11 protein-coding genes and 1 pseudogene are annotated in these 12,511 nt (G+C 65.3%); 4 read left to right on the plus strand and 8 right to left on the minus strand.

The features are described 5' to 3' along the window. The first annotated feature begins 44 nt into the window (after positions 1–44). Both DL899_RS13880 and DL899_RS13885 read left to right on the plus strand, forming a co-directional pair. Complete coding sequence (locus DL899_RS13880) at positions 45–1,232, plus strand: GNAT family N-acetyltransferase (RefSeq protein ID WP_111734962.1); 1,188 nt, start codon at positions 45–47, stop codon at positions 1,230–1,232. Continuing rightward, a complete protein-coding gene (locus DL899_RS13885) occupies positions 1,229–1,525 on the plus strand; it encodes a 4a-hydroxytetrahydrobiopterin dehydratase (protein ID WP_111734963.1) in 297 nt (98 codons plus the stop codon). Before DL899_RS13880 ends, DL899_RS13885 begins: the two co-directional genes overlap by 4 nt. 120 nt (positions 1,526–1,645) lie before the next feature. On the opposite strand, the gene DL899_RS13890 is transcribed toward DL899_RS13885, so the two are convergent. From DL899_RS13890 to DL899_RS13915, 6 genes are all read right to left on the minus strand, one after another. Then, positions 1,646–3,142 carry a phosphomannomutase/phosphoglucomutase gene (locus DL899_RS13890; protein ID WP_111734964.1) on the minus strand — a complete coding sequence of 499 codons (1,497 nt, stop codon included), beginning with the start codon at positions 3,140–3,142 and terminating at the stop codon, positions 1,646–1,648. Between the two features lie 16 nt (positions 3,143–3,158). Next, positions 3,159–3,992, minus strand: coding sequence for a 3-deoxy-8-phosphooctulonate synthase (gene kdsA / locus DL899_RS13895; protein WP_111734965.1), 834 nt, complete (start codon positions 3,990–3,992; stop codon positions 3,159–3,161). A 3-nt stretch (positions 3,993–3,995) separates the two neighbouring features. Continuing rightward, positions 3,996–5,693 (minus strand): KpsE/RkpR family capsule polysaccharide export protein, encoded by a 1,698-nt coding sequence (locus tag DL899_RS13900; RefSeq protein ID WP_111734966.1) that lies wholly within the window; start codon positions 5,691–5,693, stop codon positions 3,996–3,998. Then, positions 5,671–6,330, minus strand: a complete 660-nt coding sequence (locus tag DL899_RS13905) for an ABC transporter ATP-binding protein (RefSeq protein WP_111734967.1) — start codon at positions 6,328–6,330, stop codon at positions 5,671–5,673. Before DL899_RS13905 ends, DL899_RS13900 begins: the two co-directional genes overlap by 23 nt. A 307-nt stretch (positions 6,331–6,637) precedes the next feature. Next, positions 6,638–7,663, minus strand: a complete 1,026-nt coding sequence (locus DL899_RS13910; RefSeq protein WP_111734987.1) for a permease — start codon at positions 7,661–7,663, stop codon at positions 6,638–6,640. Then, positions 7,656–8,000, minus strand: a complete 345-nt coding sequence (locus DL899_RS13915; RefSeq protein WP_111734968.1) for an ArsR/SmtB family transcription factor — start codon at positions 7,998–8,000, stop codon at positions 7,656–7,658. Before DL899_RS13915 ends, DL899_RS13910 begins: the two co-directional genes overlap by 8 nt. Before the next feature lie 120 nt (positions 8,001–8,120). Here DL899_RS13915 and DL899_RS13920 point away from each other — a divergent pair, with 120 nt between their 5' ends. Further along, positions 8,121–8,987, plus strand: a complete 867-nt coding sequence (locus DL899_RS13920; protein ID WP_111734969.1) for a carbon-nitrogen hydrolase family protein — start codon at positions 8,121–8,123, stop codon at positions 8,985–8,987. Between the two features lie 427 nt (positions 8,988–9,414). Next, positions 9,415–9,588 (plus strand): annotated as a pseudogene (locus DL899_RS19900) (trimethylamine methyltransferase family protein); the annotation flags it as partial. A gap of 150 nt (positions 9,589–9,738) precedes the next feature. Here the strand turns inward: DL899_RS19900 and preA are convergent. Continuing rightward, the gene (gene preA, locus DL899_RS13930; protein ID WP_111734970.1) at positions 9,739–11,043 is read right to left on the minus strand and encodes an NAD-dependent dihydropyrimidine dehydrogenase subunit PreA; all 1,305 of its coding nucleotides are present in this window, start codon (positions 11,041–11,043) and stop codon (positions 9,739–9,741) included. A gap of 46 nt (positions 11,044–11,089) precedes the next feature. Beyond that, complete coding sequence (locus DL899_RS13935) at positions 11,090–12,421, minus strand: NAD(P)-dependent oxidoreductase (protein WP_111734971.1); 1,332 nt, start codon at positions 12,419–12,421, stop codon at positions 11,090–11,092. Positions 12,422–12,511 lie beyond the last annotated feature (90 nt).

Consider the following 12,511-nt stretch of genomic DNA (forward strand, 5'->3'; position numbering starts at 1 on the left):
CGCGGGGGCACAGATTGAATCCAGCACAACCGGGACGGAATGCGATGGACGGCACCGGGATCACCATCACCGTGCACGACACGATCGGCGCCATCGGGGCGGCGGTCTGGGATGCCTGCGCCTGCCCAGAGGCTGCGGATGGCGGGCGTCCGAACGACCCCTTTACCACCTATCGGTTCCTCGAGGCGCTGGAGGATAGCGGATCGGTCGGCCCCGGCACCGGCTGGCGGCCGCATTACCTGACGGCCGAGAGTGGCGGCCAGGTGGTGGGTTGCGCGCCGCTCTATCTGAAGACCGACAGCCAGGGCGAATATATCTTCGATTTCAACTGGGCACATGCATATGAGGGGGCAGGGGGGCGCTATTACCCCAAGCTGCAGATCGCGGTGCCGTTCACCCCGGTTACCGGGCGGCGCCTGCTGACCCGTCCGGGGTTTGAGGCCGAGGGGCGCACGGCGTTGATAAGCGGTGCGGTCGAACTGGCCGCGCGCAACAAGTTGTCATCGCTGCATATCACCTTTTGCACCGGGGACGAGGCGCAGGCGGGCGCCGGGATGGGCCTGATGACGCGCGTCAGCCAGCAATTTCACTGGCAGAACGACGGCTATGCCGATTTCGACGCCTTCCTGGCGCAGCTTTCATCGCGCAAGCGCAAGGCGATCCGCAAGGAACGCCGGCAGGCGAATGATTTTGGCGGTGAGATCCGGGTGCTGAGAGGTGACGGGATAGAGCTACGCCACTGGCAGGCGATGTGGGATTTCTACCAAGACACCGGCGCGCGCAAATGGGGCACCCCCTACCTGACTCGCGAATTCTTCGACATCGCTGCCGAACGGCTGCGGGAGGACATCCTGATGGTGATGGCCGAACGGGATGGCCGGCCCGTGGCGGGCGCGCTGAACCTGATCGGGCGCGAGGCGCTTTTTGGCCGTTACTGGGGCTGCAACGAGCATCACCCCTGCCTACATTTTGAACTGTGCTATTACAGGGCGATAGATTTCGCCATCGAACAGGGGCTGGCCCGGGTCGAGGCTGGCGCGCAGGGCGAACACAAGCTGCTGCGCGGCTACCTGCCCCGCCAGACCCATTCGCTGCACTGGATCGCGGATGCCGGTTTCGCCGATGCGGTGGGCCGCTATCTCGAGGCCGAGCGCGCGGCGGTGGACGAGGATATCGAGGTGCTCACCAGCTATGGCCCGTTCCGCAAGGACCGAAGAGAGGAAAGAGAATGACCGAAAAGCTAAGCGATACAGCCCGCAAGACAACGCTGGAACCGCTGCTGGAGGCCGGTTGGCGGATGGACGAGACCCGCGACGCCATCGCCAGGACCTATGACTTCGAGAACTTTGTCGAGGCGTTCGGTTTCATGACCCGTGCCGCGATCTGGGCCGAAAAATGGAACCACCACCCCGAGTGGACGAATGTCTACAAGACCGTCGAGGTGACGCTGACGACCCATGACGTGGGCGGGCTCAGCCCGCTGGACGTCAAGCTGGCGCGCAAGCTGGACGGGCTGGCGGGGTAGTTGCGGGCTACGGTGTGTGTCGGATCAGGGTGGCTCTGTCACGCCCCGGCCCCCGGGCCGGGGCCTGCTTGTTGGCCGTCGAGGCCCCGGGGCAGGCCCGGGGCGGGCGGGCTGCCCGCCTCAGATCGTCTGGTCGTAGGAGCCCACTGACGGCTCTGTCCGGATGACGGCGTCAATATCGGCAAAGATGGCGCGCATCTCTTCTTCGCTCTCGCCGCTTTCGCAGACCACCACCAGGTTGGGGGTGTTGGAACTCGCCCGCACCAGCCCCCAGCTGCCGTTGTCCAGGATGACGCGGGCGCCGTTGACGGTGACCACCTCCTTGATGGGTCGCCCGGCCAGGGGCTCTCCCGCCTCGGCGCGGGCCACCAGCTTTTTCACCAGCCGGTCGAGCACGGTGTATTTCTCTTCGTCCGGGCAGTGTGGGGACATGGTTGGCGTGTTCCATGTCCGGGGCAGGGCGCGGCGCAGGTCCGACATGGATTGGTCGGGGTGGCGGTCAAGCATCTTGCAGATTTCCACCGCCACGCGCAGCCCGCAGTCATAGCCGCGCCCGACGGGTTCGGCCAGAAAGTAGTGGCCCGATTTCTCGAACCCAGCCAGTGCGCCCAGCGCCTTAACCCGGCGTTTCATGTGGCTGTGGCCGGTCTTCCAATAGTCGGCCTTGGCGCCGTTTTCCCGCAACACCGGGTCCGAGGCGAACAGCCCGGTCGATTTGACATCAGCCACGAAGGTGGAGCCGGGATAGAGGCGGGACAGGTCGCGGGCAAGGATCACGCCCACCTTGTCGGCGAATATCTCTTCGCCCTCGTCATCGACCACGCCGCAGCGGTCGCCGTCGCCGTCAAAGCCCAGCGCCAGGTCGGCGCCGCTGGCCTTTACCGCGGCGGACATGTCGTGCAGCATTTCCATCGCTTCGGGGTTGGGGTTGTAGTGGGGAAAGGTGTAATCCAGCCGGTCGTGCAGCCCCACCACCTCAACCCCGATCCGGCGCAGCAGGTCGGACGCGAAATGCGACGCGGTGCCGTTGCCGGTGGCGCAGACCACCTTGAGCGGGCGGGAGATGCGGAAATCGCCGACAAGATCGTCGAGATAGGCCTCGCGCACGCCATCGGCGAATTCATAGCTGCCGCCGGGGCGCGGCTGCCCCTCGCCATTCAGTACGATATCGCGCAGTTCCGCCATCTCGTCGGGGCCGTGGGTAAGCGGGCGCTCGAACCCCATCTTGACCCCGGTCCAGCCGTTGGGGTTATGGCTGGCGGTGACCATCGCAACCGCCGGCACGTCCAGGTGGAACTGGGCGAAATAGGCCATCGGCGACAGCGCCGGGCCGATGTCCCGGACCCGGATGCCGGCCTGCATCAGCCCCAGCATCAGCGCCTGCTTGATCGCCAGAGAATAGTCGCGATAGTCGTTGCCGACCGCGATTTCGGGCGCGATGCCGCGGCGGTGCATCTGGGTGCCCAGCCCCAGCCCCAGCGCGGTGACGCCGGGCAGGTTGATTTCCTCGGGGTATTTCCAGCGCGCGTCGTATTCGCGAAAACCCGTGGGCCGGATCATCGGGTCGCGCAGGAATTCCCAGCTGTTGGGGGTGACGTCGGGCAAGGGTTTGGTCATGGAAAATTCCCGGTGTTCAAAGACGGATCGGCCGTTCCTTGGCCAGTTCATCGAACTGCATCAGCGTTTCAATCAGCGCCGGCATCTCGCCAAGCGGCACCATGTTGGGCCCGTCCGAGGGCGCGTTGTCGGGGTTTTCGTGGGTCTCGATGAAAACACCGGCCACCCCGATCGCCACTGCCGCGCGGGCCATGACGGGCGCGAATTCGCGCTGCCCGCCTGAACTTTTGCCAAGGCCGCCGGGCTGTTGCACCGAATGGGTGGCGTCCATCACCACCGGATAGCCTGTGCGCGCCATCTGTGGCAATGCACGCATGTCGGCGACCAGTGTGTTATAGCCGAAACTGGTGCCGCGTTCTGTCAGGATCAGGCGGGTGTTGCCGGTGCTTTCCAGCTTTTCGATGACGCCGGCCATGTCCCAGGGCGCCAGAAACTGCCCCTTCTTGACGTTGATCGCGGCGCCGGTTTCGCCGGCGGCGATCAGCAGGTCGGTCTGGCGGCACAGAAAGGCGGGGATCTGCAGGATGTCGGCCACCTCGGCCACTTCGGCGCACTGGTCGGGCAGATGCACGTCGGTCAGCACCGGCAGCCCCAGTGCATCGCGCACCGATTGCAGCATCTTCAGCCCCTCGGCCATGCCGGGCCCCCGCTTGCCGCCGATGGCGCTGCGGTTGGCCTTGTCATAGGACGCCTTGAAGACGTACTGCGCGCCGGCGCTGGCGCAGGCCTCGGCCATCTTGCCGGCGATCATCTGGGCGTGATCGGTTGATTCAAGCTGGCACGGCCCGGCTATGACCGTCAGCGGCTGGTCATTGCCAATGCAGAGCCCCGAGAGGGCGACGTGTTTCATGGTCTACGACGATACCTGTTCCCTGAGGATGGACGCGGTCAGCGATATCATCAGGTAGATACCGGCGAAAATCAGGAACGCAACCACCGTGTTCTCGAATGAGCGGGGATAGGACGGATCCTCGGATGCGACGGGGTGCACGCTGACCGTCAGATAGCGCACCTGCTTGTTGGCCTCGATTTCCGACTGCCGCTTGGCCTCAAGCGCCGATTGCAGGATCATGTCGGCGGTCGCCAGGTCGGCCTGCGCCATCTGGATCGCGGCCGTCTGCGAGGCCAGCGAACTGGTCTTTTCGGTCGCCTGGGTCAGGCGCGCCTGCTGCTTGGCCAGCTCGGCGCGCAGCACCTCGATCTGGCTTTGCAACGCCTCGACCTTGGCGCTATTGGGGCGCGCGTTGTTCAGCTGCGTGTTCAGCGCCAGTTCCTTTTCCTGGAGCTGCAGTTCGACGTTCTGGATCAGCGCGCGGATATTGGCGATCTCGCCCTCGGGGTCGAGGATCGAGCTTTCCTGTAGCGTCACCATGCGTTCCTGTGCCGCGCGTCGTTCGGCCTTGGCTTCTTCCAGGCTCTTTTCGGCCGTCTTGACCGCGTCGAGGCGCTTTTCCTGGCTGAGCTGGTCAACGCGTTCCTCGGCGTATTCGATCAGCTTTTCGGAAAAGCGGCGGCTCAGTTCGGGATCGGCGGTCGACAGTTCCATCCGGATGACGCCCTCGGTGGGGTCGTAGCCCAGACTGACGTATTTGGAATACAGCTTGTAGGCCTTTTCGGTCGACGCGTCCTTGTCCAGCCGCTGGATCGGGTCGATCCAGTCCTGGCTGAAATGCGCGCGAAAACCCATGTCGGCATCGAGCCGCAACATAGCGTCTTTCGATTCCAGGTATGACTGGGTGGCAATCGAATCCTGGCTGGTGGCGAACGAGGTGCCGCGCAGCAGCCCGGCGCCCATGCCCGTGCCCATCCCGTCGGCGGTCAGGATCAGGAATTCAGTCTTGGTCGTGTACATCGGCGTTGCGATGGCATAGAAATAATACCCCGCCACGAAAGTCGGCAGGAACACGAACACCGCCAGCCGAGACATCAGCAGCGCCAGTTTGCGCCGGCGGCGGCGGCCGATGTCGCGCTGAATCTCCATGATTTCGGTGGCGCGTCGCTCGGCAGAGCCGACCTCGGTCGAGGGTAGTTGCGTGCGCGCCGTCGGCACTGTTTGCGGCAGTTGCACGCGCTGGCCGCCGCCCTGCGCGTCACCAGAGCGATTGCCATTGGGACTGACCAGTTCCAGCATTCGGGTGCGCTGGAACGGGTCGATCCCCTTGGCTCGCAGCAGACGAATGGCGTCAAAATCGGATGTCGGTGCCAGCCCGTGTTTCTGGGCCATGCGCCGGGCCATGCGCAGTTGGCGACCGGTCAGCCCCTCCTGGCGGATGGCGTCGATGTCGTCGGCTACGCTGACCTCGCGGGCGCTGGCGACCTCGCCGCTGTGGGGGGGCTGGTGGTCGCTGTTGTCGCCGCCCTGCGGCGCCGAGCGCGGGGCGGCGTTGGGACGCGCGGCGCCATCATGACCAGAACCGGCGCCCGGTGCGGCCTGCGACGGCCGTGCCCCGGCCGTACCGCCGCCCGTGCCCCCCGCGACGGGCGCATCGAGAGGATGCGCCCCCGAGGTGCGGCGGATGCGGAATTTTCTAGCCTTGGTTTTCGTAGTCATATAGCTGCCTGGCCTCTTCCAAGGTGTCGAACATGTGAAGTTTGCCGTCCCTCAGTACCGCCGCGGAACTGGCGAATTTTTCCAGCGTCTGGGGCTGGTGTGAAACGATGATCACCGTGGTCTTCGCCAGCCGCTCCCTGAGGATGTCGCCGGCCTTTCGGTTGAATTCCACATCCGTCGAACTGGGCATGCCCTCGTCGATCAGGTAGATGTCGAAATCGAGCGCCAGCAACAGCGCGAAGGTAAAGCGCGCGCGCATCCCCGACGAATAGGTGCCGAGCGGCTGGTCGAAATACTCCCCCAGCCCGCACAGCCAGCGGCAGAATGCCTCGACATAGTCGGGGTCAAGCCCGTAGAGCCGCGCGATATAGCGCGCGTTTTCCATCGCTGACAGCCGTGTGACCACCCCGCCCATGAAGCCCAGCGGAAAGCTGATCCTGCAGCCGCGGCGGATTTCGCCCTCGTCGGGTTTTTCCAGCCCGGCCATCATCCGCACCAGCGTGGTCTTGCCGGTGCCGTTCGGGGCAAGAATGCCGAGGCTCCGGCCCAGCTCGACGCGAAAGGACACTCTGTCGAGGATCACCTTTCGCTGCGTTCCGGTCCAGAACGATTTGCTCACATTGTCAAATTCGAGCATCCACTCGCTCCGATGCTGCTCTTTCGGCCCTTCTTGTACCGGTGGGGCGTGGTTTGAGCCTTATAGTGCATAGTTTGCAGGAAGTATGTCCTATTCTGGATAAATTACTCAACAAACATGGCGATATTAAGCCAATTGTTCCCGCCTTGGGGCCATGTTGGGTTGTGAGCGCAATATATCGTGTCCAACAGGGTGGAACGCTGGCATGAACAAGCCGAAACGGGCGCCGGGATCACCCGGGCGCCCGCGTCGGTGGTGCGGCTGAAAGACAGGGCTTCCGACGCGTTGTGTCTGAATACCGCGCCCCTCAGGCGACTGCTTGCCAGGCGAGGCCCGCCAGGATCGAACCTATGACGGCAAGCCCCAGATAGGCGGCGAAGACCCGCGGCCGAACCAGTGCCCAGACGGCGATGGCGGCGGGGATGGAACTGACGCCGCCGGCGATGACAAAGCTCATTGCGGCGCCCTGGCTCATGCCCTGCGCCAGCAGTGCATCGATCAGCGGCACGGCGGCAAAGCCGTTCAGATAGGCCGGTGCCCCGACCAGCGCCCCCAGGACGATGGTGCCGATGCCGCCACCGCCCAGCAGGTTGGCCACCGCGTCGGCGGGAATGTAGCGAAGCATCAGTGCCTCGATGACATAGGCCAGCGCCAGCCATTTCAGCAGGAACAGGGTGTTGTCCTGGGCGGTGGCGCGAAAGGCCGCGCGCCGGTCGGCATGTTGCCAAAAGCGCCAGACAGGCGCACCGCCAAAGCTGTTGCGCGCCCCGCAGCAGCCGGTTTGCGGGCGCTCGCGTAGCGGATCGGCAAAGACAGGCGTGCGTGCCGCCGCCATGGTCGCAAAGCCGCCGAACAGCCCCAGCCCGACGGCGGCAACCGTCTTGGCGATGGCAAAGTCCCAGCCCAGCGTGCCGGCGGTGATCAGGAACATCGCCGGATCCATCAGTGGCGAAGCCAGCCAGAATGCCATCACCGCCCCCAGCGGCGCCCCGAGCGCCAGCATCGCGGCGATGAAGGGGATCACCTCGCAGCTGCAAAAGGGGGCCAGCCCGCCCAGCAGCGCCGCCAGCACGATCATGCGTGCCTGCCGCCCCTCGAATGCGCGGGCCATCAGGGTTTCCGCCCCGGTGGCCTTCATCCCGGCGACCGCCACTACCGCGAAGGCGATGAAGGGTGCGGTGTGCCACAGGGCCCCGGCCGCAAAGGTGACAGTGGGCGCCAGTTGCGGCGGATCGAAGATTGCCACCAGCGCCAGCAGGACGGCCAGCGTCAGCCAGGCCTTGTCGATGTTGTGCCAGAGACGGCGGGTGCGGGGCAGGGTGGTGTCAGTCATGGCCATGCTCGGGATAAGGATGAATACTGTCGGCGCAGCATTCGCGCAGCAGGAAGTCGGACAGCGCGCGCAGTTCTTCATAGGCGACGGCGGCGCAGATGATGCTGCGCCCGTGGCGTTCCTGCCGGACAAGGCCGGCCTGGGCGAGGATCTTCATGTGATGGGTCAGGGTCGAGCCGGTGACGCCAGCACGCTGGCCCAACTCGCCAATGCTCAGCCCCTCGGGGCCGGCGCGCACCAGGGTGCGCAGCACTGCCAGACGCTGTTCGCTGCCCAGCGCGGAAAAGGTCGATGCGGTCTGCGCCAGGTCGTGGTCGGAGATCGGTATTTGTTTCATGATTCTAGAAATATCGAAATATAGAACGGGGCGCAAGAGTCATTTCGACAGTTTTCGAAATATCATCTACCCGAACGCCACTTGCATCCCGGTCCGTTTGCGTGAAAACCTGACGGCATCATGGCCCGACCTCTGAACATTGCCTGTTTGCAGATCCGGCCCCGGCCGGATTTCGACGCCGCGCTGGACGAGGCGCTGCCGATGGCGAATGCGGCGGTCGATGCCGGGGCGCAGATGTTGTTCCTGCCGGAATACTGCGGCGGGCTGATGACAGAGGGGGCGGCGGTAGCCCCGCCTTCGGCACCGGAGGACACGCACCCCTTTTTGGCCGCGATGCGGGACTTCGCCCGTGCCCGCGGCGTGTGGGTCAACCTGGGTTCGATCGCGGTCGATGCGCCCGACGGGCGTATCCTGAACCGTGGCATCATGCTGGATGACAGCGGCGCGATTTGCGGCCGCTATGACAAGATCAACATGTTCGACATCCAGTTGTCCGAGACCGAGGTCTACCGCGAAAGCGCACGGGTCAGTCCGGGCGACCGGCTGGTCATCCATGACACCGCCCATGCCCGGATCGGGCACGCGATCTGTTATGATCTGCGGTTTCCGGGCCTGTTCCGGCGGCTGGCGCAGGCCGGCGCCGAGGTGCTGATCTGCCCGGCGGCGTTCACCCGCAAGACCGGCGAGGCGCATTGGCACGTCCTCAACCGTGCCCGCGCGATCGAGAACACGCGCTTTGTCGTCTCGGCCGGTGCAACCGGCGCTGTACCGGGGGGCGGCGAATGCTATGGTCATTCGCTGATCATTGGCCCGTGGGGCGAGGTGCTGGCCGATGGCGGCGCCGGGCCGGGCGTGGTGAGCGCCCGCATCGACCTGGACGCCGTGGCAGAAGCGGAGGCGCGCATCCCCAGCCTGCGGGCCGAGCGATGCTTTGTCCTTGATGACGGCACGACCGGCAGCAAGAGCCTGGGCGAATTGTCGGGCTGACCTCTAAACACTGGGAGCTGTTGCGCGACCGGCTGGAGTGCTTTGTCAGCCCTGATCCGCTCCCCCTCGACGTCGCATCACCGAAGGATCGCGAACATGCGCTTTGAGGGTGTCTGGACCCCGATCATCACGCCGTTCAACGATGATTTCTCGACATCTACCCCGGTCGCATGGGCGTCAAAATGGACAAGGAAACGCCCGACCGGCGGGGGCGCGCGACCAGTTCACCGAGATCAAGACGATCTGGGTCGATCTCAGTGATCCGGGGGATGGCGACAACGTCGTGTAGGGTGGGGTTTCACCCCACCTCGGCGCAACGGTGGGGTGAAACCCCACCCTACGGAAGGACGCAGCATGGCTGATCTGGCGGAAGAAGAGCGGCGCGCCGGGGCCGGGGCGCCCGCACGACCGCGCGGATAGCGAGCGCGTGCAAGTCGACCGCTGGCTGGTACGCGAATTGATCGCCACCATTGCCGAGACATTCACCTGTCACGCGCGTAACTCGGCCAGCAACCTGCCCTTCGGACGCGAACACGCGATATTCGTGCCGAAGACCGGCGCACCCTATCTGCCGGACCTCGACGACCGGCGGTGCAACCCGACGCTGGCGGAGCAGGGCGTCCGGATATTCGAGGACTCGCCGGTCGAGAAGCTGACCCGCGATGGCAACTGGTCTGCCGAGATACCAAGGGGCGGTGAGCGCGCCCAAGGACATCCTGGCAGTAAACGGCCACGCGCGCAGGGACGTTCGTTATTCCGCGGCGCAGCTGCCGGGGTTGTTGGGGTGCGTCGTCCAGTTGGCGTAGTCCGCCGGCACCACCTTGCCCGTGCGCTGATCCACCGTGCCGGGGGCCAGCTGTTCCATGGTGATGCAGCCCTCTACCGGGCAGACATTGACGCACAGATTACAGGCCACGCATTCGCTGTCGTCGACCTCGAACACCCGGTCGGGGGACATGGTGATCGCCTGGTGGCTGGTATCCTCGCAGGCGGCATAGCAGCGCCCGCACTTGATGCAGGCGTCCTGGTCGATCCGCGCCTTGGCGACGTAGTTGAGGTTGAGGTGCTGCCAGTCGCTGAGGTTGGGCACCGCCCGGCCGACCAGTTGGTCGATGCTGGTGAAGCCCTTTTCATCCATGAACTGCGACAGGCCCGAGATCATCTCTTGCACGATCTTGAAGCCATAGGTCATCGCCGCGGTGCAGACCTGCACGTTGCCGGCACCCAGCGCCATGAACTCGGCCGCGTCGCGCCAGGTGGTGACGCCGCCGATGCCGGAAATCGGCAGCCCCGCCAGCGATGGCGTGCGCGCGATCTCGGCTACCATGTTCAGCGCGATGGGCTTGACCGCCGGACCGCAATAGCCACCATGCGCGCCCTTGCCGTCGATGGTGGGTTCGGGCGCAAACAGGTCGAGATCGACCGAGGTGATCGAGTTGATGGTGTTGATCAGGCTGACCGCGTCGGCGCCGCCATCCTTGGCCGCCTGGGCAGGCTTGCGGATGTCCGAGATATTGGGCGTCAGCTTGACGATCACCGGCAGGTCGGTGTGCTTCTTGCACCATTCGGCGACCTGCTGGACGTATTCGGGCACCTGGCCCACGGCGGAGCCCATGCCGCGTTCGCTCATCCCGTGGGGGCAGCCGAAATTCAGCTCGACGCAGTCGCAGCCGGTTTCGGCCACGCGGTCGAGGATTGCCTTCCAGGCATCCTCGTTCACCGGCACCATCAGCGAGGCAACCAGCGCGCGGTCGGGCCAGTCCTTCTTGACGCGGGTCATCTCGTCAAGGTTGGTCTGCAGCGGGCGGTCGGTGATCAGCTCGATGTTGTTGAGCCCCAGCAGCCGGCGGTCGGCGCCCCAGATGGCGCCGTAACGCGGACCGTTGACGTTGACGACGGGCGGGCCCTCTTCGCCCAGCGTTTTCCATACGACACCGCCCCATCCGGCCTCAAAGGCGCGGCGGACGTTGTATTCCTTGTCCGTCGGCGGCGCCGAGGCCAGCCAGAACGGGTTGGGGGATTTGATTCCGATGAAGTTGGATGCGAGATTGGCCATCGAAGTGACCTCCTTTGACGTTGGCGTGGGGATGGCGGGGCCTGGATCAGCCCGCCTTTCCCGTCAGGCTGGCGTGGATGTCTTCGGCGACGTCGCGGCCCTGGGCTACCGCCGTCACCGTCAGGTCGTCTCCGCCGGCGGCACAGTCGCCCCCGGCCCACACGCCCTTGATGCTGGTACGGCCGGGGCCGGTGACGGCCAGCTTGCCGCCGTCACGCGCGGGCAGGTCGTCGCCTGTCAGCGTCTGGCCGATCGCCTTGAACACCTGATCGGCGGCAAGGCGGATGGTCTGGCCGGTCGGGCGCAGCTCGTCGTCGGTGTATTCCAACTCGATCTCGCGCACCGCGCCGTTGCCGTGGATCGCAACCGGCCGGGCGTTGGTGACGATGCGCACGCCCTTCGACGCCGCGAGATCCTGTTCATAGGGGCTGGCGTTCATCCGCTCGCGGCCTCGACGATAGACCAGCGTGACGTTGAGCGCGCCCAGCAGCCGCGCCTGCACGGCGGCGTCAATCGCGGTCATGCCGCCGCCGATCACCACCACGTCGCGGCCGACGGGCAGTTTCGCCAGGTCGTGGGCCTGGCGCAGGTCGGCGATGAAATCGACGGCGTCTTCGATGCCGCTCGAATCCTCGCCCGCAAACCCCAGCGCGTTGACGCCGCCAAGGCCCACGCCCAGGAACACGGCGTCGAAGTCGCCCCGCAGCCCTTCGAGCGAGATTTGTTCGCCAAGGCGCTGGCCGGTCTTGACCTCGATGCCGCCGATCTGCAGCAGCCAGTCGACCTCGGCCCGGGCGAAACCGCCGACGGTCTTGTAGGCGGCGATGCCGTATTCGTTGAGCCCGCCGATACGGTCGCGCGCGTCGAACAACGTCACGTCATGGCCATGCATGGCCAGCCGGTGCGCGCAGGCCAGCCCCGCCGGCCCCGCACCCACCACCGCCACGCGTTTGCCCGTGGGTTCGGCGCGGCTGTAGGGGTGATGATTGGCGGCCATCGCCGTGTCGGTGGCATAGCGTTGCAGCCGGCCGATCAGCACCGGCTTGCCCTCGGCTGCCTCGCGCACGCAGGCCTCTTCGCACAGGGTTTCTGTAGGGCAGACCCGGGCGCACATGCCGCCGAGGATATTCTGATCAAAGATCGTCCTGGCTGCGGCCTCTGGCGTGTCGGTGGCGATCTGGCGTATGAAAAGCGGGATGTCGATGCTTGTCGGACAGGCGGTGATGCAGGGCGCGTCGTGACAGAAATAACAGCGGTCGGCGGCGACCAGCGCCTCGTGCGGGTCGAGCGGCGGGTGCAGATCGGCGAAGTTGGCGGTGTATTCGCCGGGATCGAGCCGTCCCGCGACGATTCCGGGTGTAAAGGTGTTCTGGCTCACGGATTTCCTCCCCTGGCTGAACCATGTCTTCGGCTGCGAGTATGCCACAGGTAATTTTTTTATCAATTGGTAAAAATATGTATCGCATCC

The sequence above is a fragment of the Roseovarius amoyensis genome (assembly GCF_003260265.1).
GTDB lineage: Bacteria > Pseudomonadota > Alphaproteobacteria > Rhodobacterales > Rhodobacteraceae > Roseovarius > Roseovarius amoyensis.

Bases quoted from the DNA above. Each gene is read 5' to 3' on its own strand.
- DL899_RS13880 (WP_111734962.1), top strand. From the start codon at position 45: ATGGACGGCACCGGGATCACCATCACCGTGCACGACACGATCGGCGCC.
- DL899_RS13885 (WP_111734963.1), top strand. From the start codon at position 1,229: ATGACCGAAAAGCTAAGCGATACAGCCCGCAAGACAACGCTGGAACCG.
- DL899_RS13890 (WP_111734964.1), bottom strand. From the start codon at position 3,142: ATGACCAAACCCTTGCCCGACGTCACCCCCAACAGCTGGGAATTCCTG.
- kdsA (WP_111734965.1), bottom strand. From the start codon at position 3,992: ATGAAACACGTCGCCCTCTCGGGGCTCTGCATTGGCAATGACCAGCCG.
- DL899_RS13900 (WP_111734966.1), bottom strand. From the start codon at position 5,693: ATGACTACGAAAACCAAGGCTAGAAAATTCCGCATCCGCCGCACCTCG.
- DL899_RS13905 (WP_111734967.1), bottom strand. From the start codon at position 6,330: ATGCTCGAATTTGACAATGTGAGCAAATCGTTCTGGACCGGAACGCAG.
- DL899_RS13910 (WP_111734987.1), bottom strand. From the start codon at position 7,663: ATGACTGACACCACCCTGCCCCGCACCCGCCGTCTCTGGCACAACATC.
- DL899_RS13915 (WP_111734968.1), bottom strand. From the start codon at position 8,000: ATGAAACAAATACCGATCTCCGACCACGACCTGGCGCAGACCGCATCG.
- DL899_RS13920 (WP_111734969.1), top strand. From the start codon at position 8,121: ATGGCCCGACCTCTGAACATTGCCTGTTTGCAGATCCGGCCCCGGCCG.
- preA (WP_111734970.1), bottom strand. From the start codon at position 11,043: ATGGCCAATCTCGCATCCAACTTCATCGGAATCAAATCCCCCAACCCG.